Source organism: Marinomonas epiphytica (assembly GCF_054780655.1).
Map to the genome: position 1 here is coordinate 46,785 of NZ_BAAGVX010000015.1, position 26,171 is coordinate 72,955.

Consider the following 26,171-nt stretch of genomic DNA (forward strand, 5'->3'; position numbering starts at 1 on the left):
CTAATTAATTAGGCTTTTCAAGTATTTCCCATATTCGTTTTTAGACATCGCATTAGCTTTATCAAGTATGTCATTACTAGATAGCCAGCCATTATAAAAAGCAATTTCTTCTAAGCACGCAATTTTATAACCTTGTCGTTTCTCAATTGTTTCAACAAATTGGGCAGCCTCCAGTAAGCTCTCATGAGTCCCAGTATCCAGCCAAGCAAACCCTCTCCCCAATACTTCCACATTTAACCGCCCTTGCTGTAGATACATTTCATTGATTGTAGTAATCTCCAACTCTCCTCTTGAAGACGGCTTAACTTGCTTAGCTAGTTCGACAACATCTGAACTATAAAAATATAATCCCGTGACTGCTAAATTAGACTTAGGTGTATGTGGTTTTTCTTCAATAGAAATAGCTTTCATATTTTTATCAAACTCTACTACACCGAAGCGCTCAGGATCCTTTACCTGATAACCAAATATTGTAGCGCCTTCGCCATTTTTGATTTTTTCGACAGCAACCTTAAGTTTAGGCGAAAAGCCTTGTCCATAATAAATATTATCCCCTAAAACAAGGCATACCGAATCGCCCGCTAGAAAATCTTCCCCAATCAAAAAAGCTTGCGCTAGACCATCTGGACTTGGCTGAACTTCATACTCAAGATTAATACCAAAGTCACTCCCATCCCCAAGTAAGCGTTTGAAGCTTTCATTATCTTCTGGGGTCGTAATGATCAGAATATCTTTTATGCCAGCAAGCATCAATGTAGATATAGGGTAGAAGATCATGGGTTTATCATAGATAGGCAACAGCTGTTTAGACACACCACGTGTAAGTGGATATAACCTTGTTCCTGAACCACCAGCTAACACTATTCCTTTCATCACTTATTCTCCCGCGCCTAAACGTTCCATACTGTAAGAACCATCTAGCACTCGGCTCCACCAGGTTTCATTATTCAAATACCACTCAACTGTTTTACGAATACCCGACTCAAAGGTTTCTGCTGGCTTCCAACCAAGCTCTCTTTCGATCTTGCTAGCATCAATTGCATAACGAACATCATGACCTGGACGATCTTTTACATAAGTTATTAAATCAAGGTACTGTTTTACACCTTTAGGTTTTTCTGGCACTAGTTCTTCAAGTAAACTGCAAATAGTTTTTACCACCTCAATATTAGCTTTCTCGTTATGGCCACCAATATTGTATGTTTCACCAATCTCACCTTCTGTAACAACTTTATATAAAGCACGAGCATGGTCTTCTACAAATAGCCAATCGCGTATTTGCATACCATCGCCATAAACAGGTAGAGATTTACCATCTAAGGCATTTAGGATCATTAAAGGAATGAGTTTTTCTGGGAAGTGATAAGGGCCGTAGTTATTTGAGCAATTAGTAATGATAGTTGGTAGTCCATAAGTCCGGTACCAAGCTCTTACAAGGTGATCACTTGATGCTTTAGATGCTGAATAAGGGCTTGAGGGCTTATAAGAGTTTTTTTCTGTAAATAAATCATCCGTGCCTTCCAAATCCCCATACACCTCATCTGTTGATATATGGTGAAAACGGAATGCGGACTTTTCATCAGTATCTAAATCATTCCAGTACTGACGAGCCGCTTCTAATAATACGTATGTCCCTACAATGTTGGTTTCGATAAAAGCCGCAGGCCCATCAATGGAACGGTCTACATGTGACTCCGCAGCTAAGTGCATAACCGCATCTGGCCGGTGCTCTTTAAACACTCTATCTAATTTTGCACGGTCACAAATATCCACTTGTTCAAAGACATATCTTGGGCTACTTGAAACATTTAAAAGGGACTCAGTATTACCGGCATAGGTTAGTTTGTCTAAGTTAACCACTTCGTCCTGTGTTTCAGAAATAATGTGTCTTACAACTGCCGAGCCAATGAAGCCAGCGCCTCCTGTTACTAACAACTTCAATGAACATTCCTTAATTTAAAAATACACTTTTTGAGTTAGATATACATTTCAAAAAAATAGGTACGCAGGATAAACGAGCCTCAATAAATAAGCAAAGAAGAAGGACGTTTTTTCCATTTTTCCTCGTTGTTTCCTATAGTTAATTCATTGCTAAAGAACACAAGGAGTGTGTATGTTAACTATTAACCACCGCGGTGCAGTACAAGGGGTAACAGGTTCTTGCCATGAGCTTGTTATTGATCAAGACCATTCTTTTCTTGTGGATTGCGGTTTATTTCAAGGTGCGGAGGTATCTGGAACGGGCGCTAATGCCAAGCGTTTAGAAATCGACTTTGATATTCGTTCAATACAAGCACTTGTAGTCACCCATGTTCACATAGACCACGTGGGGCGTTTACCCTATTTACTGGCTGCAGGATTTACTGGCCCCATTTATTGTTCCGAGCCCAGCGCAGCACTTTTACCCCTGGTTATAGAAGACGCCATAAAAGTAGGCGTAACGCGCAATGCCAGTATCATAAAAGCCTGCTTGGAACGACTCACCAATCAGATATCGCCGCTAAAATACCAAACATGGCATCGAGCATTAGTTCAACATGCTGAAAACAAACAGACAAAACAAACAGTTGATATAAAACTGTCTAAGGCGGGGCATATTTTAGGATCTGCCTATGTAACTTTCAGAGTGAACACTCCAAAGTTACGAAAACAAGGCAAGCGCTACCATGATGTCGCTTTTTCAGGTGATCTTGGCGCACCTTATTCTCCGTTATTACCTTCGCCTAAATCCCCGTATCGTGCCGACCAGTTAATAATCGAAAGTACCTATGGCGATAAAAATCACGAGAACCGTTCTAGCAGACGTAATAAGTTACAACAAGCCATAGAGCATGCCTTGCAAGACTCTGGCTGCGTGTTAATTCCTGCCTTTAGCATTGGCCGTACTCAAGAACTGCTTTATGAGCTTGAGCACATTATTTACCTAAACCAGAACAAAGCCGTGAGCCGCACTAGATCTGGAAAGCCACTTAACTGGCAAGATATCGACATCATCATTGATTCGCCTCTGGCCAGTCGCTTCACTAGCGTTTACCAGTCTTTAGCTCAGTATTGGGATAACGAAGCCAAGCGCCGTGTTCGCTCAGGGCGACATCCGCTCGATTTTGAGCAAGTAACGACCATTAATAGCCATCAAGAACACTTACAAACCGTAGCTTACTTACAGCGCCAAACTCGTCCAGCTATTATTATTGCCGCATCGGGCATGTGTGCCGGTGGGCGTATTGTTAATTATTTAAAAGCCCTTATTGCAGACAAACGCAATGATATTCTCTTTGTGGGTTACCAAGCTGCGGGCACGCCAGGCAGAGATATATTGAGATATCACAACAAACCAGGCGGCTATGTAGAATTTGATGGAACTCGGCTTCCAATACATGCCAAGGTGACACAAATAAGCGGTTATTCTGCCCATGCAGGGCAAAGAGATTTATTGAATTTTATTAAACGCATGAGGGTGAAGCCTCAAAAAGTGCATATAGTGCATGGGGACGAGAAGGCCAAGCAGAGCTTGCAGACGTTAATTCATCACGAATTTGAAGGCATTGAAGCAACAATAGCGCGTTAACCCGTAGGCCACGGTTCGCAAAGCAAGTTGACGCCGAGGGCGAAGCCCCCGCATAACGCCGATGTAGTTTGGTTCAACCATGGGTGCTTCGCACCCAACGGCGCATTACGGCCTGCGGCCTAACGGCGCCCTACGATATGACCGATGTGGTTTGGTTTAACCATGGGCGCTTCGCACCCAACGGCGCATTACGGCCTGCGGCCTAACGGCGCCCTACGATATGACCTATGCGGTTTGATTTAACCATGGGCGCTTCGCACCCAACGGCGCATTACGGCCTGCGGCCTAACGGCGCCCTACGGTATACCCGATAAACCTTGCACCCGCATTTTTATTTTGCTTTTATTCCACTGTAACAGACTTTGCCAGGTTCCTTGGCTGATCAACGTCTGTGCCTTTTACTACAGCCACGTGGTAGGAAAGCAGCTGTAGTGGAATGGTGTGCACTATTGGCTCTAAAATGGTTTCGACTTTTGGCACTTCGGTGAAGATAAAGCCGTCTTCATTGTGAAGTTCGGTGCTTTTGTCTGCAAATACATACAACTCACCGCCCCGTGCGGCTACTTCTTGCATGTTCGATTTAAGTTTATCAAGCATGTCGTTATGAGGCACCATGGTAATGATTGGCATGTTTTCATCTACCAAGGCTAATGGGCCGTGTTTTAGCTCCCCTGCTGGGTAGGCTTCCGCATGAATGTATGAGATTTCTTTAAGCTTTAACGCACCTTCAAGAGCAATAGGGAACATAGCGCCGCGCCCTAAAAACAAGGCGTTGTGTTTGTTTGCAAAACGGTCTGCCACTTGTTTGATGTGCCCATCTTCTTTTAACGCTGCATCTACATGAGCAGGTAGAGATTTCATTGCCTGCACTAACTCTGCTTCTTTCTCAGCTGGTAAGCCGTTTTCTACAGCAATAGCCACGCTAGTGATCAACAAAGCGGTTAACTGGGTAGTAAAGGCTTTAGTAGAAGCCACGCCAATTTCAGCCCCCGCATTGGTCAACAAGGTTAGAGCTGATTCACGCACCAATGTGCTAGATGGCACATTACAAATCGCCAAGGTTGTTAGGTAGTTGAGTTCTTTTGCCATACGCAAAGCTGCAAGCGTGTCTGCCGTTTCACCAGACTGAGAAAGCGTTAAGAATAAGGTATTCTTAGGCACAGCTACCTTGCGGTAACGGTATTCGCTGGCCACTTCCACTGTACAAGGAATGCCTGCTAAATCTTCAATCCAGTATTTTGCCACCATACCCGCATGGTAGCTGGTACCACAGGCAACAATATGAACATTCTCCACTTCTTTTAAAAAGCCTGAATCCGCACCAAAGCAACTGGTTAATACCTTGCTGTCGCTAATGCGGCCTTCTAGGCATGCACTGATCACACTCGGCTGCTCGTAGATCTCTTTCATCATGTAATGACGAAATTCGCCTTTGTCTGTCGCATCTATATTGTGGTTAAACACGCTAACAGGGCGATCTTGTAACTCGCCAGCTTCGTCAAAAATGGTGACTTTGTCTCGAGTTACTTCAACAACGTCCCCTTCTTCTAAAAAGATGAACTGATCGGTCACGTGCAACAAGGCCAGCTGATCAGACGCGACGAAGTTTTCCTCAATCCCCACGCCAACTACCAATGGGCTACCTTTGCGGGCGGCAATAAAGCGGTGTTGATCGTCTTTTTGCACAACGCCAATGGCAAATGCACCCTCTAGCTTTTTCAAACTTGCCTGAACAGCACTCAATAAATCAGGTTGTGTTTTTAGGGTATCGTGAATTAAGTGAACAACCACTTCTGTGTCGGTTTCAGACTGGAAAACATAGCCTTTTTCTTGCAGTTCACGGCGCAAGACTTCGTGATTTTCAATTATGCCGTTGTGCACTAAAGCCAAGTCACTACCAGAAAAGTGTGGGTGAGCATTTGATTCAGTGGGTTTACCATGAGTTGCCCAACGAGTATGTGCAATGCCCATTGTTCCGTCTAACGGTTGCTCGGCAAATTTATCTTTTAGAGCTTGTACTTTGCCCACAGCACGGTGTGCCGCCACGCCTGCATCGTTATTAATTGCCACGCCCGCTGAATCATAGCCACGGTATTCTAAACGGCTTAAACCTTCTACTAAGATCTTCGCGACATTACGCTGAGCAATGGCTCCCACGATTCCACACATATTCTCTTCCCTCTAGCGGCCTACTGATTGGCCGCCGTTACTTGTCTTAATTATCTGTTTAACTGGCTTAGTTTTTCTTGGTCGGTTTAGACCAGTTGTTTTTATTCGCTTGTCTTGCGCGAGCAAAAGCCAATTGTTGTTCTTGCACATCTTTTGTGATGGTAGAGCCTGCCGCAACGGTAGCTCCCTGCGCAATCGCCACAGGGGCAACCAGCGCCGAATTAGAACCAATAAACACATCGTCGCCCACTTGGGTTAGGTGTTTATTCACTCCATCGTAATTACAGGTAATGGTACCCGCGCCAACGTTCACGTTTGCGCCCATTTGAGTGTCGCCTACATAGCTTAAGTGGTTTACCTTGCTGCCTTCACCAATGTTGGCTTTTTTGGTTTCTACAAAGTTACCTATCTTCGCTTTGTTTGCCAATCTAGTGCCTGGGCGCAAACGAGCAAACGGACCAATATCACACTGTTCACCCACCTGGCTGTCATCAATTAGGGTATTGCTTTTAATGACAGTATTGTCGCCAATGGTGCAGTCTCTTAAATGGCAATTAGGGCCAATTTGCACACCGCTGCCCAATACAACTTTGCCTTCAAACAGACAGTTAATATCTATGGTTACATCTTGCCCTGTGGTCAATTCACCACGTACATCAATACGAGATGGGTCAAGCAAAGTCGCACCGTTTGTCATTAATTCAATGGCTTGTTGGCTTTGTAATTCTCGCTCTAACGCAGCAAGTTGAACTCGGTCGTTCACGCCTGCCACTTCTGCTTCATTGTTTGGCTGAACGGTAACAATATCTACGCCATCTTGCGCAGCCATAGCAATAATGTCGGTTAAGTAATACTCGCCTTGAGCATTGTTGTTGTTTAATGCCGCCAACCAACCTTGAAGGTGCTCGTTAGGAGCTAACAAAATACCAGTGTTGACTTCGTTAATCTTAAGCTCTTCTGGTGAGGCATCTTTTTGTTCAACAATGGCCGTTACTTTGTCTTGAGCATTTCGCACAATACGGCCATAACCGGTTGGGTTGTCTAATGCAATTGTCAATAAAACCAGGGTATTCGGGGTAGATAAGCTCACCATGCTTTCAAGCGTATGCTGGCTAATTAAAGGCACATCACCGTATAACGTAAGCGTTGCCCCTTGAGCCTGTAAATGCGGTGCCACACGGCGCAATGCGTCTCCCGTGCCTTGTGGGTTGTCTTGCCACACAAGGTTGGCATTAAAGTCTTCACAGGCCGCAGCCACTTGCTCACCTTGGTGGCCTACCACCAAATGCAAGCTGGCGTTTTGTAATGCGCTGGCCGTCTTCAATACCCGGCGCACCATGGCTTCACCGCCCACCTTATGCAACACCTTAGAGAAAGACGACTTCATGCGGCTTCCCTTACCCGCAGCGAGAATAACGATATCCTGATTCATTGGCATCCTTGATAGAAAAATAGTAATAAAACAACAATTGTGTGCATTAGACCTCGTTAACAAAAACCGCACAAGCACAATTGTCATAAAAAAAATGACAAACCAAAAACAAAAAACATTACCCCATGATTTATATACAAAAAAGACCGTCACAACGTCAATTGTAGGGCGTAATGCGCCACCAAATCGTAGGGCGCCGTTAGGCCGAAGGCCGTAATGCGCCGTTGGGTGCGAAGCGGCAATGATTGAACAAAACCACATTGGTGTTATACGAGGGCTTCGCCCTCGGCGTCAGATTCGCTTCGCGAACCGTGACCTACGCATTAACATGCAATTTTTCGATTAAAAAAATGCGCCGTCAATTGTAATGCACCGTCAATTGCAATGCCCCGTTGGGTACGAAGCGCCAATGATTGAACAAAACCACATTGGTGTTATACGAGAGCTGCGCCCTCGGCGTCAGATTCGCTTCGCGAACCGTGACCTACGCATCAACATGCAAGTTTTCGATTAAAAAAATGCGCCGTCAATTGTAGGGCGCTGTTAGGCCGCAGGCCGTAATGCGCCGTTGGGTGCGAAGCGCCCATGATTGAACCAAATTACATTGGTGTTATACGAGGGCTTCGCCCTCGGCGTCAGATTCGCTTCGCGAACCGTGACCTACGCATTAACATGCAATTTTTCGATTAAAAAAATGCGCCGTTAATCGTAGGGCGCTGTTAGGCCGCAGGCCGTAATGCGCCGTTGGGTGCGAAGCGCCCATGATTGAACAAAACCACATTGGTGTTATACGAGGGCTTCGCCCTCGGCGTCAGATTCGCTTCGCGAACCGTGACCTACGCATTAACATGCAATTTTTCGATTAAACACAATGCGCCGTTGGGTGCGAAGCGCCCATGATTCAATCAGCGTTGTTTGAATATGTAATAACACCGTATGAGAAGAATTATTGAGTAACGAAGCTGGCGAAGAGTACATCCATTACGGGTTCTTGGCCGGTTTCTTCTTTCATTATCTCATTAATGGCGGTAACGGCTTCAAGGCGAGTTTGCTCTCGAGCAATGGCACCACTCACTTGGTCGCGAGTTCGGGTGCTTAAAAACATCACGATGGCATCGCGTACTAGGGGCATATTGGCAGCAATTAAACCTTGACTCATGCTGTCGGTGCGTAAATTAATTTTGGTTTTAATATATTTTAATTTTGAACTGGGCTCACCGTAATTCACAATAAAATCTGGGCGCAGCTCCATATAAACCGGAATGGCGCCTCCCTCTTCATCGGCGGCAGAAGCAAATGGAGCACAGAGGCTGATTGCAAGAAATGTAAAGTAAGCGTAATAGCGGCGTTTCATTGTATATAAAAGCGACATTATCATTGTCTCGTATCCGTTTTGTATGTGAATATACTAACCGTCATTGAAGCCTATTGTCAGCAGTATTTTTAGTGTACGTACATTCAATTAGGCTTTTCTGGCCCATTCCCGACTTTTTTATTTATTTTGCCTGCAAGAGGATGCGTATGCTTGCTTTAATTTCGGCTCGCCGTTTTCATGGTTTTGTGGCTTTTGTTGCTTTTGCATTATTAGCTGTTGCTTTTTATATGGAATATCAAATGGGCTTAGAGCCTTGCCCATTATGCATGATGCAACGCATTGCTTTTTTTGTGGTCGGTGTGTTTTCGCTAATTTCCGCAGTATTTGACTATGTGAAAGTGCGCAGGGCTTGTGCTTGGGCTGCGGCCCTGTTTGCTGCTCTTGGTGCTGCGTTAGCCATTCGCCATCTTTATTTGCAAAACCTTCCTGCTGATGAACTGCCGGCTTGCCTACCAGGGTTAAGCTATATGTTTGAAGTGTTTCCTTGGCAAGAGATCCTAGAATCTATGATTATGGGCACCGGCGAATGCGGTGAAACAGTCTGGACTTTTCTTGGTCTGAGCATCCCAGGTTGGACGTTAGTAGCCTTTACTGGCATGACTATTTGCAATTTTATGATCGCTGTTAAAACTAAAATCGTTACAGGCTGATTACTAAAGGTTACTTGTTGCCATAGCCTCTACTATTGCAGAGGCTATGGGTTCGGCTTATTCTAGCTAAAAGCCGTAGAGTTCTTGTACGCAAGACTTATCTACTGCCATTCACATCCCATTAGATGGAGTAGTCGCTATGTTAGAAGATTGCAAAACAGCTCAAGAAAGATGGGGCGGTGTTCATGACATGATCGACCGTTTACTTGCCGAACGCCATACTTTAATTCAAGCTTGGCAACCACTGAAAGGTAAACAACTCTTTACTGATGACGATACTGCCACCGTTCAGTCTTTATGTGAATTATTGGTGGATTATGTGTCTGCGGGGCATTTTTCGCTGTATGAGCAGCTCGCGCTTGAAGCACAAGACTTCCACGACGATAAAGCACTAAAACTGTTAAATCGATTGCTGCCAGAAATCGACACCACGACCCAATTGGCGATAGAATTTAATGACAAGTTCGATACTCCTGAACACTGCAACCAGCAGCTAGAAGATTTACCCTTCTCTTTACAGGCCTTGTGTGCGGTAATGTCGGAACGCTTTACTTATGAAGATCAATTGATCAAGGAATTACATGACGTCCATAGCGAGAAAGCTGTCTAAATTCACAGGACTTGCCCTTACTGCATGTCTGTTATGGTCTTGTTCTGCCCAATCTCCTAGTAGCACTGCTGAGCTCGCTGTACAGGGCCTTTATTCAGCAGCCTTAAGCGACGATGGCAGGCATTCTGTTATAGGCTCCATACAACATGGCGGCAGTTTTTGGGACAATAACCGCAGTGAACGTTTATTCAATTGGAACCACGCCCAAGGGGAATACACCCCATTAATTAGCGTCGACATTGACCCTAGTGGTGGTTTTGCCTTAACAGGTGGCGCTCGCACGCTGGTCTTATGGAATACGCAAAATGGTCAATTCGAAGGGTTCTGGAACACTCCAGGCGACGTGCGCTCACTTAAGCTCACACAAAATGGCAACCTTGCTTTGGTTGGGCTAGATGATCAAACTGCTCGTTTTTTTGATGTGAAAAATGGCGGCATAATGCAAACCTTGCGCACAGGGGCCGTGGTTCGTGCTGTGGACGTAACGCCTGATGCACAGCTTGGCCTAACGGGTGACGATAACTACAAAGCCATTTTGTGGGACATGCAAACAGGCGAAAAGAAGTTTGAGTGGGAGCTCAACAACCGCATTGCCAGCGTGGCTCTTTCTAACGACGGGGAATATGCTTTTGCTGCCGCCCAACTCGGTAACGCTAAAATTTGGTCTACCCGAACTGGTGAAGAGGTTTTAAACATTAATACCGGGGCGCTAGATTCACGCAATGTCACCATTGCTAAAGCTGTATTTAGCCCAGACAAACGCACCATTCTGCTGGGCGGCATTAATCGCCGCATCACTCTAATGCAAGTCAGCACGGGTGAAAAACTCAATGAATGGGACCTTTATTTGAAAGACATAGTTCGCCCTACGGGCGCAAGTGTACTCGCTTTGGCCTATGGCACAACAGGCCGTTATTACGCCATTGGCAGTAATGGCTATTTAAACACTTTGGAATAACCCTTTTGCAATTACGAGCTTTTTATTCTCCAAGCGCTTTATACTGGGGGGCATGGTTTGCCATACAAGCGGGGATTGCCGTTGCAGCAGGAGCCTTTGGTGCTCATGGCTTGCAAAGCCTAGTAGATGCAAAGGCCTTATCCTGGTGGCAAACGGCTAGCCAATATCTCATGTATCATGCTTTAGCAGGACTTATCGTCGTGGCTTTGTCACGAGTTTTGGTATCGTATAAAACTTGCCTTGTGTGTCTAAGCCTCGGCAATCTATTTTTTGCTGGCAGCCTTTATGCTATGACACTTACTGGTGTTACCAAGCTTGGTGCTATTACCCCTATTGGCGGTTTATGCTATCTAGTAGCTTGGGGAGCCCTAGCCTACTCACTTTACCGTTGCGCCCAGCAGTCCACGCCACTTTAAAGAAAAATTTTGAACCGCAAAGCAGGACAATTTTACTATTTTCAGTTAGCATTAGCGGCAATTTTTTAGTGTGTGAATAATAACCAAGATCGCACTTCATTTTCAGTTCAAATACGACAGAGACCATGCAAGAAGATACCAACGATAAGCAAGACAACCCGCAGCCGAAAGAAATCGTGAACAAACGCACTATCCGAAGCTTTGTAGTGCGCGGTGGCCGTATGACCGAAGGCCAGCAAAAAACCTATGATGCAAACTGGCAAGTTTATGGCTTAGAATTAGCAGATGGCGCTATTCACTATGAACAAGTATTTGGTCGTGAGTCTGACGTTGTGTTAGAGGTCGGTTTTGGTATGGGGGCCTCTCTAGTTGAAATGGCAGAAAAAGCCCCTGAAAAAGACTTCATCGGCATTGAAGTGCACCCACCTGGGGTCGCCAAGCTAATGATGTTGGCACAAGAAAAAGGCATTAAAAACATTCGTGTTTACTGCGATGATGCCATTGAAGTGATGGATAAATGCTTACCGAAAAGTGCGGCAAGCGCCTTTCAACTATTCTTTCCCGACCCATGGCACAAAAAGAAGCACAACAAACGCCGCATTGTTCAACCATTGTTCGCCCAACAGGTAGCCAGCGTTTTAAAAGTTGGTGGCTACTTTCACATGGCAACCGACTGGGAACCTTACGCTGAACATATGCTAGAAGTCATGGAAGCAGAAGCTGGCTACGAAAACGCAGCAGGGTTAGGGCAATATTTCCCGCGCCCAGAATGGCGACCGCTTACTAAGTTTGAACAGCGTGGTGAAAAACTAGGCCATGGTGTGTGGGATTTAATCTATAAAGTAAAATAGCAATACACTTTAAGGCCAATGATCTTATATAAAAAAACGGCTTCACAAGGAAGCCGTTTTTTTGTGCTAATTAGATATTTTGCTTATTTAATTTCTACACTTTCTCGGCTATTACCTGCATCAAAATATTCTTGAAATACGCGTGGTGTACGGCCACGGCCTGTCCATTCATGTACTTCACCCGCTACTTCTAAGCGGTATTTAGGCGCTACTGTACGGCCTCTTACTGCACCTGCTTTAGCTTTTGGCGCGGTACTTAATGACGAGATCTCGTCCATGGTTAAACCACTTTCAGCGATTAAGCGAGAAATCTGCTCAGCGCGTTCCGCTTTAATGCGCAGCTTTTCTTGTTGCGCGGCTTCGTCTTCTTTCATTTTTTCTAAAGCATTAGAGAAACCTGCAATTAGGTTTTCCAACTGGGCGATATTTAATTCTTTTGCAGCGGCACGTGCTTTCGCTTTGTTTGACGCAAGTTCAACTAATAAACTCATGGATTAGTCCTATTGATCTGTTAAGAATGAAAAATGTTATCTTGCACTGAAAAAAAAGGTCCATCCTGTATACTCAGTGTTTATAGATAAAGCGTGCTTATCTATGGAGCAGGCATTAGATGCAACCACCATATTTTTTAAGTATGGGATCTTCTACAACTAAAGGCCTAAAAATATAGCTTAAATTAACATTAATTAATAGCTGTATTATTTTACGATCTGTAAAAAAATATAAAGGTTGTTTCATCTAAATACTTAGCTTTGGTAGAAATTCTAATCAAAAAAATTTGTTTTTGCTAATCGAATGCTCAAACAAAGTGTAAGGAATAAGTAATTTATGACGTCTATTTCGCGTATATTGTGCAACGAGTTTTCGATAGCGAACCAATATTCGGACAACATCATTCAGCTATTAGAAAGTGGAGCAAGCGTACCTTTTATTGCTCGCTATCGTAAGGAGAGCAGTGGTGGAATGAGCGATGTGGATTTACGTGCTTTTAGCGAACGCTGGCAATACCTAACCGATTTAAACGATCGAAAAAAAGCCATCATAGAGTTAATTAAGAACTCACCCCAAGTTACTCAAAACTTATTCAATAAAATAGAGAATGCGCAAACTAAAGCTGAGTTAGAAGATCTATACGCACCCTTCAAAAAAACCAAGAGCACTAAAGCAGATGTAGCAAGAAAGCAAGGTCTGATGCCACTAGCGCAAGCTCTATGGGCTGGTCAATGCCAAGACACAGAAACCGCTATAAAGCAGTGGTGCTTGTATCAAAAAGTATCAGTTCCAATTAAAGAAGTATTAATTGGGGTTGAAGAATTAATTTTTGAACGCCTGCTCATTGATTCCGATTTATTAAAAAAGGGCCGACAACTTATACAACAAGAAGGTTTGATAACCAGCCGAGTATTAAGAGGCAAAAAAGAAGCTGGAGAGAAATTCAAAGATTATTTTGATTATCAAGAAAAAGTGAGCAAGGTTCCTGCACATAGACTATTGGCCTTATTCCGAGGAAAGAAAGAAAGTGTGCTTAAAATTTCTATTCACTACCAAGATAGCGATCTATTTCCATCACCATTGGTTACGCCTTATCTAACCAAGTTATTTAATGAAAATGCAGCGTTGTCGCCAATATCTAATGTACAGCGTAAATATTTGAACCTAGCCTGGCAGAAAAAGTTGCACGGTAAAATTGAAAGTGACGTTTTATCGTCTTTAAAAGACAAAGCCGAAGAAGGTGCGATTCAAGTTTTTAAAGATAACCTTGTGGATTTATTGATGGCTGCGCCAGCCGGTGCCCATAGAGTAATGGGAGTTGACCCTGGTTTTCGTAATGGCGTAAAACTGGCCATGATAGACGAACAGGGACGTGTTTTAGAGCATGGCGTAATATACCCCCACCCACCACAAAACCGTTACGACGAAGCTTCAAAAAAGCTGGCCGGCTGGATCCAGCAATACAAAATCACTTGGCTAGCCGTAGGGAACGGTACGGCTTCTCGTGAAACCGAATCTCTAATCAAGGAAACCATCAGGCAATACGGCTTATCTTGCCAAGCCGTAGTGGTTAGCGAAGCTGGAGCCTCAGTTTACTCTGCCTCCCAAGTGGCAATTGATGAATTCCCTGATTTAGACGTTACCATTCGAGGCGCTATTTCAATTGCCAGACGCTTCCAAGACCCTCTTGCCGAATTGGTAAAGATCGATCCTCAAGCAATTGGCGTCGGCCAATACCAACACGACGTAAAATCTAACCATTTAAGCCGCGCTCTTGCGAACGTCGTTGAGGATTGTGTGAATCGCGTGGGTGTAGATATTAATTTGGCTTCAGCGCCTTTACTGTCTTATGTCGCAGGATTAACTGATCGATTAGCACAAAACATTGTTGATTACCGAAACCAAAAAGGAGCGATAACATCCCGTTCAGAGCTACTAAAAGTTAAAGGGGTTGGCGCTAAATGCTTTGAGCAATGCGCAGGCTTCTTGCGTATTTTGAACGGTAAAGAGACGCTGGATCAGTCTAGTGTTCACCCTGAGTCTTACCCTGTGGTAAAACAAATGGCACAGCAAATGGGGCTGAGTATTCAAGCCCTTATTGGTAATCCAAATGTGATTAGTCAATTAAAACAACAGGGTGCAAGCCAACTGGGTATAGGCAACTACACCTTCAACGATATTTTGGACGAGCTTGCCAAACCCGGCCGAGACCCAAGGCCAGAGTTTCAATATGCAGCTTTCGACCAATCAGTGCAGTCCATTTCAGACCTGCAAGAAGAAATGATATTAGAAGGCGTGGTCACCAACGTAGCCGCATTTGGTGCTTTTGTCGACATCGGCGTGCATCAAGACGGATTGGTACATATTTCACAACTCTCAAACCGCTTCGTAAAAGACCCACGAGATATAGTGCGCGTTGGCCAAGTCATTAAAGTGCAAGTGCTTGAGGTAGACGAAAAACGTAAGCGAATATCATTAAAGGCAATAGCGCAATAACCCTAACACCAAATGTAGGGCGCCGTTAGGCCGCAGGCCGTAATGCGCCGTTGGGTGCGAAGCGCCCATGTTTGAACCAAATTACGTTGGTGTAATACGAGGGCGACACCAAATCCCTTGGTGCTATACGAGGGCTTCGCCCTCGGCGTCAGATTCGCTTCGCGAACCATGACCTACTCATCAACACGCAATTTTTCGATTAAATACAATGCCCCGTCAATTTGTAATGCACCACCAAATCGTAGGGCGCCGTTAGGCCGCAGGCCGTAATGCGCCGTTGGGGGCGAAGCGCCCATGTTTGAACCAAATTACGTTGGTGTAATACGAGAGCGACACCAAATCCCTTGGTGCTATACGAGGGCTTCGCCCTCGGCGTCAGATTCGCTTCGCGAACCATGACCTACGCATCAACATGCAATTTTTCGATTAAATACAATGCCCCGTCAATTGTAATGCACCACCAAATCGTAGGGCGCCGTTAGGCCGCAGGCCGTAATGCGCCGTTGGGTGCGAAGCTGTCATGGTTGAACCAAACCACATGGCCGTTATACGAGGGCTTCGCCCTCGGCGTCAGATTCGCTTCGCGAACCATGACCTACGCATCAACACGCAATTTTTCGATTAACAACAATGCCCCGTCAATTCGTAATGCACCACCAAATCGTAGGGCGCCGTTAGGCCGCAGGCCGTAATGCGCCGTTGGGAGCGAAGCGCCCATAATTGAACCAAATCCCATCAGGATCATGCACCACCAAATCGTAGGGCGCCGTTAGGCCCCAGGCCGTAATGCGCCGTTGGGTGCGAGGCGCCCATAATTGAACCAAACCACATTGGTGTTATACGAGGGCTGCGCCCTCGGCGTCAGATTCGCTTCGCGAACCATGACCTACCCACCAACATGCAATTTTTCGATTAAATACAATGCCCCGTCAATTGTAATGCACCACCAAATCGTAGGGCGCCGTTAGGCCGCAGGCCGTAATGCGCCGTTGGGAGCGAAGCGCCCATAATTGAACCAAATCCATTGGTGTTATACGAGGGCTGCGCCCTCGGCGTCAGATTCGCTTCGCGAACCGTGACCTACGGTTTGGGGCAGCATTGGCACTCTATCTGTAGCAACTCGACTAACAATTTGGCTGCTGGGCCGGTGCGTTCGCCTTTGCCAAAAATGGCATAGATATAAAAGTTACGCTCGCTGCCAGACACCAGCGGGAGTTGCTTGAGCTTACCTGCCGCAAGGGAATTATAGATTTCGGCCAATGGTAACCAGGCGAAGCCGAGACCGTTTTCTACAATTTCCAACGCCGATTGAACGCTCGACACAGTCCAGCGGCGGTCGGCCCCTAACCAGCCCGCATCCATTTTCGTTTCGCTCCCTGAATCACGGATCACAATTTGTAGCTCTTTACTCAGCTGTTCATTGTCTATCACCCCATCATGGGCAAATAATTCATGCTCAGGAGAAGCAACCGCTATCATTTCTACGCTCACAATGGGGTCTGCCAAATACCCTTTTGGGATAATGGCGCTAAGCACGAGGTCTGGACTACCATTTTTCAGTGCCTCTACCCCACCACTTAAGACCATTTCTTTCATTTGAACTTGTGTGCCTTGACTTTGAGGTTCGAACTTTTTAAGGGCTCTCAATAAAGCCGGCTTAGGGAAGATTTGATCGACAATAACCTCAAGCTCAGGCTCCCAACCTTCACCAAGGGTAGTTGCCAACTCTTCTAAATCAACTGCTTGCTTAATCAAATGGCGCGAGCGTTGTAGCAGTACTTCTCCACGTTCTGTCAGCTTTGCCTTTCGTCCCTCTATGGTGAGTAAAGGGTACCCCAGTTGCTCTTGTAACTTTGCTACGGTATAGCTCACTGAAGACTGGCTTTTGTGTAGTACATCGGCGGCTTGGGCAAAACCACCGTTATCGACTACAGCCTGCAACACTCGCCACTGCTCTAATGTAACCCTTGGTGCCTTCACTAAGCTTTGCCTCACTCAATCGTAATTATTCAATAAAGTATCGTTTTTTTAGATGTATTTGGCTAGTTTTTTGCGCTTTTATATCGCTTTTTTAGATTCTATTATATTGGCATTAACTCAACTTATTTAAGGAATAGCTCATGACTACTTTACTTCGTATCGACTCAAGTGCTGCTGGTGAGCAGTCTAAATCTCGTCAATTGGCTGATGTTTTTGTCACCAAATGGCAAGCTGAGAATCCAAATGGCAAAATCATTACACGGGATGTCGACGCTAACCCCCTACCTCATTTCACCAGTGACACACTAAATGCCCTATTTACACCTGAAGAGCAGCGTAACGACGAGCAAAAAGCGATTGTTGCACTCGGTGATGAGCTGATTGATGAACTGGAAGGGGCAGATTTATTGGTAATTTCAGCACCAATTTATAACTTCAGTATTCCATCGACTCTCAAAGCTTACTTCGATTACATCGCACGTGCTGGTCGTACTTTTAAATACACCGACACAGGGCCTGTTGGGTTGTTAAATAAAGATGCCTATGTGTTCACCGCAAGTGGTAGCTTTTTACAGGGTACACCGGTGGACCACCAGCTACCCTACATCAAAACATTTTTGAATTTCTTGGGGATTCAAGTGAAACACACCGCCACTGCAGGGGGCCAAGCAATGGGAGAGCCAGGCGTAGAAGCCTTTAATGAGGCCACACATCAAATTAGCGCTTGGTAATTATTCAGTATGTAATGGTTTGTTATAATCTAATTGATCAATCGCCTTTTTAATAAATGAATATAAGACCTTTTTCTGTGACATTATGAAATAAACAGCCGAATTTATTTGGTAATTTTTTACCCTTTATTACAGACAGGTTATAGGTGAAGCGCTAAATTTAAATCAGACAGAGGGCAACGGAAAGCCCAAGCCTCCAGGATGGAGGCTCTGTCGTTCTTTCCCCACCTTCCATTTGATCCATGTATTTCCCTCTTTTAAACAGCCAACCAATGTCGATTTAATCATGGATGCATTGCACCCAACGGCGCATGATCACAATGATGTTTGATTCAATCACGGGCGCTGCGCACCCAACGGCGCATTACGGCCTTCGGCCTAACGGCGCCCTACGATTAAGGATACGGTAAAATATAATAGGTTGCGGTTATGCATTTACGCTGACGCGTCGAGGCACGAGACAGGCGCAAGTTAATGGATAGCCACAACCGATACGTCCAATGTTGGTCATATGGGCGCTGCTCACCCAGCGGCGCATTACGGCCTTCGGCCTAACGGCGCCCTACGATTAAGGATACGGTAAAATATAATAGGTTGCGGTTATGCATTTACGCTGACGCGTCGAGGCACGAGACAGGCGCAAGTTAATGGATAGCCACAACCGATACGTCCAATGTTGGTCATATGGGCGCTGCTCACCCAGCGGCGCATTACGGCCTTCGGCCTAACGGCGCCCTACGATTGGCTGTTTGGCGATTTTGATGGTTTGGTGATTTCATGTTCCCATCCAACGCTATATTGTGATTGTGTAATCCCAACGAATAACGCCGATTTGGTTTGTTTATAGGTTCCAATTTTCGTCAAATAAACCTTGTTTTACATCGCGATGAAAGCTTGAGTACGGCCACTCTTTTACTTGTTGAACATGGCCATGTTTTACGGGGTTGTAATACACATAATGAATGTGATTGATCAAGTCCAAGTCTGTTTTGATTTCATGTTCCCAAAACCGGTTCTGCCAGATTTTTCCGCGCAGCTTGTGCTTCGAATGGACCCGCTTGGTGAAGTGCGTCTTTATCAACTGCCACCGAATTGAAAAATTCCAATCACTCTCTGGCAGTTGCCAAATAGCATGAATGTGGTCAGGCAGGACCACCCAAGCAATAATGTGAAAAGGGTGCTTTTGCTTAACTTTCTTGACGCTATCTCGCAGCAGATCAATCTGAGCAGTCAATAAGTTGGATTTACGATCAGTAAGTGCGACTGTGAAAAAGTACACACCGCCATTTTTATAGCTTCTTATATAATTTGGCATAGCTCTGCATCCTTGCCACCAAAAATATTTTATTAATGAATTGCCACTTTTAAATTATATTCAGGCTTTTTGTTAGGTTTGTAATCAAGAGTAAATCGCGAGAAAGCAGAGAATGTGTGGAGGAATTAATTTTAAGATTTTGTCTGTTAAAGAATGAAATTATCGAAAAAATATTGGGGGGTGAATTTTTACCCTTTATTACAGACAGGTTATAGGTGAAGCGCTAAATTTAAATCAGACAGAGGGCGACGGAAAGCCCAAGCCTCTAGGATGGAGGCTCTGTCGCTCTTTTCATTTCCTTCCATTTGAACAATGAATTCCCCTTTTAAGAAGCAATGTCGATTCAATCATGGATGCATTGCACCCAACGGCGCATGATTTCAATAGTATTTGGTTTAATCATGGGCGCTACGCACCCAACGGCGCATTACGGCCTTCGGCCTAACGGCGCCCTACGATTGGCGGTTTGATGATTTCGACGATGTGGTGTTCCGATGCAATGGCGTATTACAATTGACGGCCATGATCACAATGATGTTTGATTCAATCATGGGCGCTGCGCACCCAACGGCGCATTACGGCCTTCGGCCTAACGGCGCCCTACGATTTGGCGCAGCCCTCGTATAACTCCAATGTGATTTGGTTTAATCATGGGCGCTTCGCACCCAACGGCGCATTACGGCCTTCGGCCTAACGGCGCCCTACGATTTGGCGCAGCCCTCGTATAACTCCAATGTGATTTGGTTTATTCATGGGCGCTTCGCACCCAACGGCGCATTACGGCCTGCGGCCTAACGGCGCCCTACAATTTGGCGAATTGATATTTTAGAGCTCTACTATGTCGTTAGGGTCGACGTAGCCGGTAAGTTTGTCGGTGGGTTCGTTGTTGAAGAATTTTTCCATTTGCTCCATAACGTATTTACGGGACTCAGGTTGCATTAGGTTGAGTTGTTTTTCGTTGATCATCATGGTTTGCAGGAGTTGCCATTCTTCCCACGCTTGTTTAGACACGTTTTGCAGTATGTCTTGGCCTTTTGCGCCTGGCAGTGGAGCGCGTGTAAGTGCTTCGAGTTCTTTTTGGTATTTTTTACAAAAAACGGTGTTCGACATAGCGAGATACCTTTTATTATCAGTTGCGTAGCTTAATTAAGTGATTCTAATATTGTTCTTATGGGGGCCGGTATACCGAGTTCAAGCGCTAGCCCCAAACTAACCCACTGGTATTTATTATTTTCGTTAACCACTTGCGGTTTTTCCATGAAAACTTGGCTTGGAACAATGTCTAAATGATAGTGGCTAAAAGTGTGTCTAAAGCCTTCGAGAGCTTGTACATCTTGTACTTTGGCTACAAACCTTTGCTCCACATGTAACGCCACGTCTTCCTCTACGGGTACTTCAGGCAAGCTGTATAGCCCTCCCCAAATCCCTATAGAGGGGCGTTTTTCCAATAAAATGTCATTATGTTCATTGGTAAGCACGAGCATTTGTAGGCTTTTTACAGGTTTTTCCGCCTTTTTCGGTTTTCGAACCGGAAAAGCTGTTGGGTCGGGTGCTTGTAAGGCTTTGCAATCAATTTGAACTGGGCACAATAAGCATTGGGGCTTAGAGCGCGTACAGAGTGTAGCCCCAAGGTCCATCATAGCTTGAGTATAATCCCCACAACGCTCGCTGGGCATGTATGTCTCGGCAAGTTGCCACATGGCGTTTTCCGTTTTTTTCTCCCCCGGCCAAGTGTCAACGGCGTGAAAACGAGCCAGTACGCGTTTTACATTGCCATCTAATATCGCGGTTTGCTCGCCACGAGAAATAGACAAAATAGCCGCTGCAGTCGAGCGACCAATGCCAGGTAATTCACAAACGCCTTCCTGACTTTGGGGAAACTCGCCGTCCCAATCATTTACCAATTTTTGGGCTGCTTTATGAAGGTTGCGAGCACGAGCGTAGTAGCCCAACCCACTCCAGTGAGTTAACACTTCATCGACTGGGGCGGCCGCCACGTCATGCACAGTCGGAAAAGAGGCCATGAATTTATGATAATAGGGGATCACAGTAGCCACTTGAGTTTGTTGCAGCATGATCTCCGAGATCCAAACTCGATAAGGCGTTTTATCTTGCTGCCAAGGCAAGTTTTTGCGGCCATGTTCATCAAACCACGCCAGTATCCGTTCGGCAAAGTGTTCTACTGGCGTCCATGACGTTTGTTGCTCATTGATCATTAAAATAGGTCTTTCAGTTTACTTTTAAGTTTGTCTTTTAACTCGTCAAGCTCTTTGTCTTTTTTAGCTTCCAGCTCTGCTTTAAGAGCGGCTTTTTGCTCTTCAATACGAGCTAGCTCTCTTGCTTTTTTCTCTTCTAAGCGCGCTTTCTCAGCCTCGGCTTTCTTTTCTAGCTCGGCTTTTAATTCCTCTTTCGCAATGTCGGCGAAGAGTTTGCCAAATGCCGGAATGTCTGGACGACACAATCTCGCTGGGTCATCCGTGAAGTGCCCTTTACATTGCACTGGGAAGGTAAGCTTGGCGGCCGCTTCATTAACACGACAAGCGTAGTCTAGCTCACTACCAGACACGCCAACGTTAACTCGATAATCCAAGTATTGAGTCGGTAAAGAAACATTACCATCGCCTGTTACTGATACACCGGCAGAGCGAATTTTTAATCCAGGCGTAGAAACATTACCGGCAACAATTCGTGCAGGGAAGGTTAACGATTCAAAAGGGGTATTTTCACCAAACTTACTGTCATCTATGTTTTCACTGCGAACGGCTGCAATGCCCTCGCAAACGCTCTTCGTTAGGTTCATGCCAACTAAAGCTCCGTCTTTTACTTCCACCAGTAAGTCACCATGCAAGGCCTCTAACAAGGCATCTATCTGGTTCCCCTCGGTATGCAGATCACCCGTAAGGTGGGTCGCCCCTGAGACTTTATCCATTTCCATAAAATCAATTAATAGTGGCTGAATCTGTACACCGGATACATTAGGTAGAATGTCTATTTTAGGAGTATTGGTGCGGGCGTCTAAGGTGAGCTCTGTATTCATCTCTCCTTGGTATAAACTCGCACTCAAAGGCGCAACACGTACCAATCCATTGGCTTGGGTAGAGTCGAGCTTGATATCTTGTATCGTTAAGTTTTTTGCTACTACCTGATTAAATGCCAAGCTAACATGACCATTTAACTGTCGGATTAACTCAACTGGGATAAGCTCTTCTTGCACTGTGCTGGCACCAGAATTGCCAGCGCCGCTCTCTGCGGCAGTATTTGTTTCTCCTGCAGGGGCACTCGCCACGGCAGGCTCTATTTCTGCGTCATCTTCCACAGGCGGAAGATAACGGTCAAGGTTTATGGTATCTCCCGCCAATTGAACATCCCACGAAAGTGGCGACAAGGCTAGCACAGCACTGGCTTTCAACGTGGTGTCGTCTAGCTTAGCCGAGAGGGATGGCATGGTAATAGAACGAGTGTCTCCTTCTACAGTGAGATCCGCCACAAGACTTTCTAGTGCTTTAGGGTCTGCCATATCAGGTAGGTGAATACTTAGCGTGTTCATAAGCGATTTAGGGTTGAACTTCCCTAAGGCTAATTTTGCACTGAACTTAGGTTCACTCAGGACTTCAAATGCTTGAAGAGTGGCGTCGACATTTAGCCCAAGGGTAGATAGGTTCAATCCCTCTATAAAGAGGTTTTCTTGGGGTAAATTTGCTTCCAGTTTTTGTAGTTTAAGCTCACTGGCTATGCTTTCAACGGGTAATAAAGGGCTCTCAATCTGCGCTTTCACTACCATTGCATCCAAAGCCAAGGCTTCTTTTGTCGGAAACACAGTGAGGCTCGCTTGCAAGTCCACATCGGCCGCTAAGCTTGGCTTACCGTCAAGATCACTCTGTTGCACAACCAATTCCATAGCCATAGGCCAGGCTTTATCCCACTGAACGTTTTGCAAACGTATTGTCGTTGTTGCTTGAGTGATTTGCTTGGCTTGCTCGTCACGAAAAGTGATTTGGGCGTTTTCAATGAGCAACTCTTCCAAATGAATATCAGGTAGGCTGTTTAGAGCGCTACCACTTTCGCCATTATTAAGAGTATTCTCAGGACTGTTCTGAGAAGAAGCTCCTGATGGACTTGTAGCGGGCGCAACCGCGCTAGATGATGTAGCCTGCTCAGTTAATTGCCAGTTTGTGTTACCTTGTTCATCAACCAGTAAATTAGCTTTTAGATTCACTAAGCGAACCTTGTCGACCTCAATACTTTGTTTTAATAAAGGCATAATGGCCAGGCCAAACTCCGCGCGGTCGAATTGCATGATTTCGCTATTGTCGCCTAAAGCAACTCCAACGCCTTCTAGTTCAAGGCCAAGCCAGGGGAAGAAAGACCATTCAATATCACCGTCAAGACGCAAATTAATATTTGCTTTGTCTTTGGCAACAGTTTGCAGTTCTCCTTTAAAATCGTTCGGGTTCACAAATAAAACAATATAGGCCACGAGTAGCAAGAGTAGCGCTACTAGACCAGTTAACGCGATGGCAATGCGTTTTAACCAAACCATAACTTGTCTCCAATAAGCTCATAATGCACGGAATAGGTATCAATTTCCGTGCTTGCGTCCATCAATATGTGTCTATCATACCATTTGAGTCGCCTGTTAATCGACGCAATAGCCAAGCTCAATGAAAAACTGCCCTTCAAAGCATAGAAGCTAAGCCTCGCTCGTTCTATAATGGGCACTTATTGTCATATTTTGTAGCACCTAAATGTTACGACCCAACGTGGAGAAACCATTCAATGTCCGATCGCATTGCCAGTGTCGAACGCAACACACTTGAGACCCAAATTAAAGTATCTATCAATCTAGATGGAACCGGTAAATTTAACTGTGTTACTGGCGTTCCTTTTCTAGACCATATGTTAGATCAGGTGGCGCGTCATGGTTTAATCGATCTCGACATTCACGCGGTTGGTGATCTACACATTGATGCTCACCACACAGTAGAAGACCTTGGCATTACCCTAGGTCAAGCCTTTGCTATCGCAGTGGGCGATAAAAAAGGTATCAAGCGTTATGGCCATGCCTATGTACCACTAGACGAGTCTTTGTCTCGTGTTGTGATTGATTTTTCAGGTCGCCCTGGCCTTGAAATGCATGTTCCTTTTACTCGCGGTTCAGTGGGTGGCTTTGATGTAGACCTGTTCTCTGAATTTTTCCACGGTTTCATTAACCACGCTCAAGTTACGCTTCATCTCGACAACCTACGTGGTAAGAATACTCACCACCAGGCCGAAACCATTTTTAAAGCCTTTGGACGTGCATTACGAATGGCGTTAGAAGTCGACGAGCGTATGGCAGGCCAAATGCCATCTACTAAAGGTTGTTTGTAAGGGCGAATCAAAATGAGCGAAGTAAAAAAATCCACTGTTGCCGTGATTGACTATGGCATGGGGAATTTGCACTCGGTTGCCAAGGCGCTTGAACATGCCGCCGATGAAAATACACAAGTAGTAGTTACGAGCGATCCTGCGGTGATTGATGCTGCTGACCGCGTGTTGTTACCGGGTGTTGGTGCAATTCGTGATTGCATTGGGGAAATGCACAATACTGGTTTGGTGCCGAGTATTCGTAAAGCCATGCAAGAAAAGCCATTTTTAGCCATTTGCGTTGGCATTCAGTCTCTTATGTCTCACAGCGAAGAGAATGATGGCGTAGATTGTTTGAACCATTTTCAAGGCAATGCGTTGTTTTTTGGTGAAAACCACACAGACTCCGACGGCAGCAAGCTAAAAGTTCCGCACATGGGTTGGAATCAGGTCAAGCAGGCTATCGATCACCCATTATGGGCCGGTATTCCTGACAATGCGCGCTTTTACTTTGTACACAGTTATTTTGTCGTTCCAGAGCATCAAAATGAAGTGGCGGGCACATGCCAATATGGTCATGAGTTTTGTGTAGCTCTAGCACGTGACAATGTGTTTGCAGTGCAATTCCATCCAGAAAAGAGCCATAAAGACGGACTTCAATTGTACAAAAACTTTATTGAGTGGGACGGTAAACCCTAGCTCACACTTCAGAATTTAGTATTAGGAGCCAATAATGGGCTTAGCAAAACGCATTATTCCTTGCCTAGACGTGGACAATGGTCGCGTTGTGAAAGGCGTTCAGTTTGTAGACATTCGCGACGCTGGGGACCCAGTAGAAGTGGCGAAACGCTATAATGAACAAGGTGCAGATGAAATTACCTTCCTAGACATTACCGCCAGTTCCGATGATAGAGCGACCACGGTTCATATGGTCGAAGCCATTGCCAGCCAAGTGTTCATTCCTCTTACGGTGGGCGGTGGTATTCGCACCTGTGATGACATACGCCGCATGCTTAATGCCGGTGCTGATAAAGTAGGCATTAACACGGCTGCAGTGTTTAACCCCGAATTTGTTCGCGAAGCTGCTCAACGCTTCGGATCACAATGTATTGTGGTTGCTATCGATGCCAAGAAAGTGAGCGCCGAGGGAGAAGCGGATAAATGGGAAATTTTTACCCACGGTGGCCGTAAACCAACTGGTCTAGATGCCGTGGAATGGGCTAAAAAAATGGTGGACTACGGTGCAGGTGAAATATTGTTAACCAGCATGGACCGAGATGGCACCAAGAACGGCTTTGACCTAGGCGTTACCCGTGCCATTAGTGAAGCCGTACATGTTCCTGTGATTGCATCCGGTGGTGTTGGTAACCTAGATCATTTAGTGGATGGCGTGATTGAAGGTAAAGCCGATGCCGTATTGGCCGCCAGCATCTTCCACTTTGGTGAATACAGCATTCAAGAAGCCAAAGAACGCATGGAACAAGCCGGCATAGAAATGCGCATGTAGCCAGCGCAACACCAAAAAAACAAATCTCCCAATCGTAGGGCGTGTTAGGCCGCAGGCCGTAATGCGCCGTTGGATGCGAAGCACCCATGGTTGAACCAAACCGCATTACCAAACAACAAAATTACCAAATCACCCAATCGTAGGGCGCCGTTAGGCCGCAGGCCGTAATGCGCCGTTGGATGCGAAGCACCCATGGTTGAACCAAACCGCATTACCAAACAACAAAATTACCAAATCACCCAATCGTAGGGCGCCGTTAGGCCGCAGGCCGTAAT

At 45.4% G+C, this 26,171-nt stretch carries 23 protein-coding genes; 11 read left to right on the forward strand and 12 right to left on the reverse strand.

Translation table 11 applies throughout. From position 1 onward, the window contains the following. The gene (rfbA, locus tag ACYVGZ_RS04445) at positions 1-873 is read right to left on the reverse strand and encodes a glucose-1-phosphate thymidylyltransferase RfbA (RefSeq protein WP_460751795.1); all 873 of its coding nucleotides are present in this window, start codon (positions 871-873) and stop codon (positions 1-3) included. A gap of 3 nt (positions 874-876) precedes the next feature. After that, positions 877-1,941 (reverse strand): dTDP-glucose 4,6-dehydratase, encoded by a 1,065-nt coding sequence (gene rfbB / locus ACYVGZ_RS04450; RefSeq protein ID WP_460751798.1) that lies wholly within the window; start codon positions 1,939-1,941, stop codon positions 877-879. Positions 1,942-2,113: 172 nt separating this feature from the next. Between rfbB and ACYVGZ_RS04455 the strand changes: the two genes are divergently transcribed. Continuing rightward, a complete protein-coding gene (locus tag ACYVGZ_RS04455; protein ID WP_460751801.1) occupies positions 2,114-3,568 on the forward strand; it encodes an MBL fold metallo-hydrolase RNA specificity domain-containing protein in 1,455 nt (484 codons plus the stop codon). A 342-nt stretch (positions 3,569-3,910) separates the two neighbouring features. Here ACYVGZ_RS04455 and glmS read toward each other — a convergent pair whose 3' ends face one another. The 3 genes from glmS to ACYVGZ_RS04470 form a co-directional block, all read right to left on the reverse strand. After that, the gene (gene glmS / locus ACYVGZ_RS04460; RefSeq protein ID WP_460751803.1) at positions 3,911-5,737 is read right to left on the reverse strand and encodes a glutamine--fructose-6-phosphate transaminase (isomerizing); all 1,827 of its coding nucleotides are present in this window, start codon (positions 5,735-5,737) and stop codon (positions 3,911-3,913) included. A gap of 67 nt (positions 5,738-5,804) precedes the next feature. Then, positions 5,805-7,169 (reverse strand): bifunctional UDP-N-acetylglucosamine diphosphorylase/glucosamine-1-phosphate N-acetyltransferase GlmU, encoded by a 1,365-nt coding sequence (gene glmU / locus ACYVGZ_RS04465; protein ID WP_460751806.1) that lies wholly within the window; start codon positions 7,167-7,169, stop codon positions 5,805-5,807. Positions 7,170-8,115: 946 nt separating this feature from the next. Continuing rightward, complete coding sequence (locus ACYVGZ_RS04470; RefSeq protein WP_460751809.1) at positions 8,116-8,547, reverse strand: flagellar basal body-associated FliL family protein; 432 nt, start codon at positions 8,545-8,547, stop codon at positions 8,116-8,118. Positions 8,548-8,690: 143 nt separating this feature from the next. On the opposite strand from ACYVGZ_RS04470, the gene ACYVGZ_RS04475 reads away from it, so the two are divergent. The 5 genes from ACYVGZ_RS04475 (at position 8,691) to trmB (ending at position 12,029) form a co-directional block, all read left to right on the forward strand. Beyond that, entirely contained in the window at positions 8,691-9,194 is a 504-nt protein-coding gene (locus ACYVGZ_RS04475) for a disulfide bond formation protein B (RefSeq protein ID WP_460751812.1), read from the forward strand. A gap of 139 nt (positions 9,195-9,333) precedes the next feature. Beyond that, on the forward strand, positions 9,334-9,804 hold the full coding sequence (rsd, locus tag ACYVGZ_RS04480; protein WP_460751815.1) for a sigma D regulator: 471 nt from the start codon (positions 9,334-9,336) through the stop codon (positions 9,802-9,804). Then, positions 9,776-10,762, forward strand: coding sequence for a WD40 repeat domain-containing protein (locus ACYVGZ_RS04485; RefSeq protein WP_460751818.1), 987 nt, complete (start codon positions 9,776-9,778; stop codon positions 10,760-10,762). The genes rsd and ACYVGZ_RS04485 overlap by 29 nt, the downstream gene beginning before the upstream one ends. Positions 10,763-10,767: 5 nt before the next feature. Then, positions 10,768-11,178 carry a DUF423 domain-containing protein gene (locus tag ACYVGZ_RS04490; RefSeq protein WP_460751820.1) on the forward strand — a complete coding sequence of 137 codons (411 nt, stop codon included), beginning with the start codon at positions 10,768-10,770 and terminating at the stop codon, positions 11,176-11,178. 125 nt (positions 11,179-11,303) lie between these two features. After that, the gene (gene trmB / locus ACYVGZ_RS04495; RefSeq protein ID WP_460751823.1) at positions 11,304-12,029 is read left to right on the forward strand and encodes a tRNA (guanosine(46)-N7)-methyltransferase TrmB; all 726 of its coding nucleotides are present in this window, start codon (positions 11,304-11,306) and stop codon (positions 12,027-12,029) included. Between the two features lie 83 nt (positions 12,030-12,112). Here the strand turns inward: trmB and ACYVGZ_RS04500 are convergent, their stop codons facing one another. After that, positions 12,113-12,520 carry an H-NS histone family protein gene (locus ACYVGZ_RS04500; RefSeq protein WP_460751826.1) on the reverse strand — a complete coding sequence of 136 codons (408 nt, stop codon included), beginning with the start codon at positions 12,518-12,520 and terminating at the stop codon, positions 12,113-12,115. Between the two features lie 337 nt (positions 12,521-12,857). Between ACYVGZ_RS04500 and ACYVGZ_RS04505 the strand changes: the two genes are divergently transcribed. Next, positions 12,858-15,017, forward strand: coding sequence for a Tex family protein (locus ACYVGZ_RS04505; protein WP_460751828.1), 2,160 nt, complete (start codon positions 12,858-12,860; stop codon positions 15,015-15,017). 595 nt (positions 15,018-15,612) lie between these two features. On the opposite strand, the gene ACYVGZ_RS04510 is transcribed toward ACYVGZ_RS04505, so the two are convergent. Both ACYVGZ_RS04510 and ACYVGZ_RS04515 read right to left on the reverse strand, forming a co-directional pair. After that, a complete protein-coding gene (locus ACYVGZ_RS04510; RefSeq protein ID WP_460751831.1) occupies positions 15,613-15,762 on the reverse strand; it encodes a hypothetical protein in 150 nt (49 codons plus the stop codon). Between the two features lie 335 nt (positions 15,763-16,097). Beyond that, positions 16,098-16,997 carry a LysR family transcriptional regulator gene (locus ACYVGZ_RS04515; protein WP_460751834.1) on the reverse strand — a complete coding sequence of 300 codons (900 nt, stop codon included), beginning with the start codon at positions 16,995-16,997 and terminating at the stop codon, positions 16,098-16,100. A 140-nt stretch (positions 16,998-17,137) separates the two neighbouring features. Here ACYVGZ_RS04515 and ACYVGZ_RS04520 point away from each other — a divergent pair, with 140 nt between their 5' ends. Further along, positions 17,138-17,728, forward strand: coding sequence for an FMN-dependent NADH-azoreductase (locus ACYVGZ_RS04520; RefSeq protein ID WP_460751837.1), 591 nt, complete (start codon positions 17,138-17,140; stop codon positions 17,726-17,728). An 841-nt stretch (positions 17,729-18,569) separates the two neighbouring features. Here the strand turns inward: ACYVGZ_RS04520 and ACYVGZ_RS04525 are convergent. The 4 genes from ACYVGZ_RS04525 to ACYVGZ_RS04540 all read right to left on the reverse strand — a co-directional run bounded on the left by ACYVGZ_RS04525 (position 18,570) and on the right by ACYVGZ_RS04540 (position 23,583). Next, on the reverse strand, positions 18,570-19,043 hold the full coding sequence (locus ACYVGZ_RS04525) for an REP-associated tyrosine transposase (protein WP_460751840.1): 474 nt from the start codon (positions 19,041-19,043) through the stop codon (positions 18,570-18,572). Between the two features lie 825 nt (positions 19,044-19,868). Next, the gene (locus ACYVGZ_RS04530) at positions 19,869-20,153 is read right to left on the reverse strand and encodes an oxidative damage protection protein (RefSeq protein ID WP_460751843.1); all 285 of its coding nucleotides are present in this window, start codon (positions 20,151-20,153) and stop codon (positions 19,869-19,871) included. Positions 20,154-20,185: 32 nt separating this feature from the next. Next, positions 20,186-21,259: an A/G-specific adenine glycosylase gene (gene mutY, locus ACYVGZ_RS04535; protein WP_460751846.1), complete on the reverse strand. Its 1,074-nt coding sequence runs from the start codon at positions 21,257-21,259 to the stop codon at positions 20,186-20,188. After that, positions 21,259-23,583, reverse strand: coding sequence for an AsmA family protein (locus ACYVGZ_RS04540; protein WP_460751850.1), 2,325 nt, complete (start codon positions 23,581-23,583; stop codon positions 21,259-21,261). The genes mutY and ACYVGZ_RS04540 overlap by 1 nt, the downstream gene beginning before the upstream one ends. A 236-nt stretch (positions 23,584-23,819) precedes the next feature. On the opposite strand from ACYVGZ_RS04540, the gene hisB reads away from it, so the two are divergent. From hisB to hisF, 3 genes are read left to right on the forward strand one after another with little or no spacing between them, the layout of a single operon-like run. After that, complete coding sequence (gene hisB, locus ACYVGZ_RS04545; RefSeq protein WP_460751854.1) at positions 23,820-24,413, forward strand: imidazoleglycerol-phosphate dehydratase HisB; 594 nt, start codon at positions 23,820-23,822, stop codon at positions 24,411-24,413. A 12-nt stretch (positions 24,414-24,425) separates the two neighbouring features. Continuing rightward, positions 24,426-25,088 carry an imidazole glycerol phosphate synthase subunit HisH gene (hisH, locus tag ACYVGZ_RS04550; RefSeq protein WP_460751857.1) on the forward strand — a complete coding sequence of 221 codons (663 nt, stop codon included), beginning with the start codon at positions 24,426-24,428 and terminating at the stop codon, positions 25,086-25,088. 34 nt (positions 25,089-25,122) lie between these two features. Next, positions 25,123-25,896: an imidazole glycerol phosphate synthase subunit HisF gene (gene hisF, locus ACYVGZ_RS04555; RefSeq protein WP_460751860.1), complete on the forward strand. Its 774-nt coding sequence runs from the start codon at positions 25,123-25,125 to the stop codon at positions 25,894-25,896. Positions 25,897-26,171: the final 275 nt, after the last annotated feature.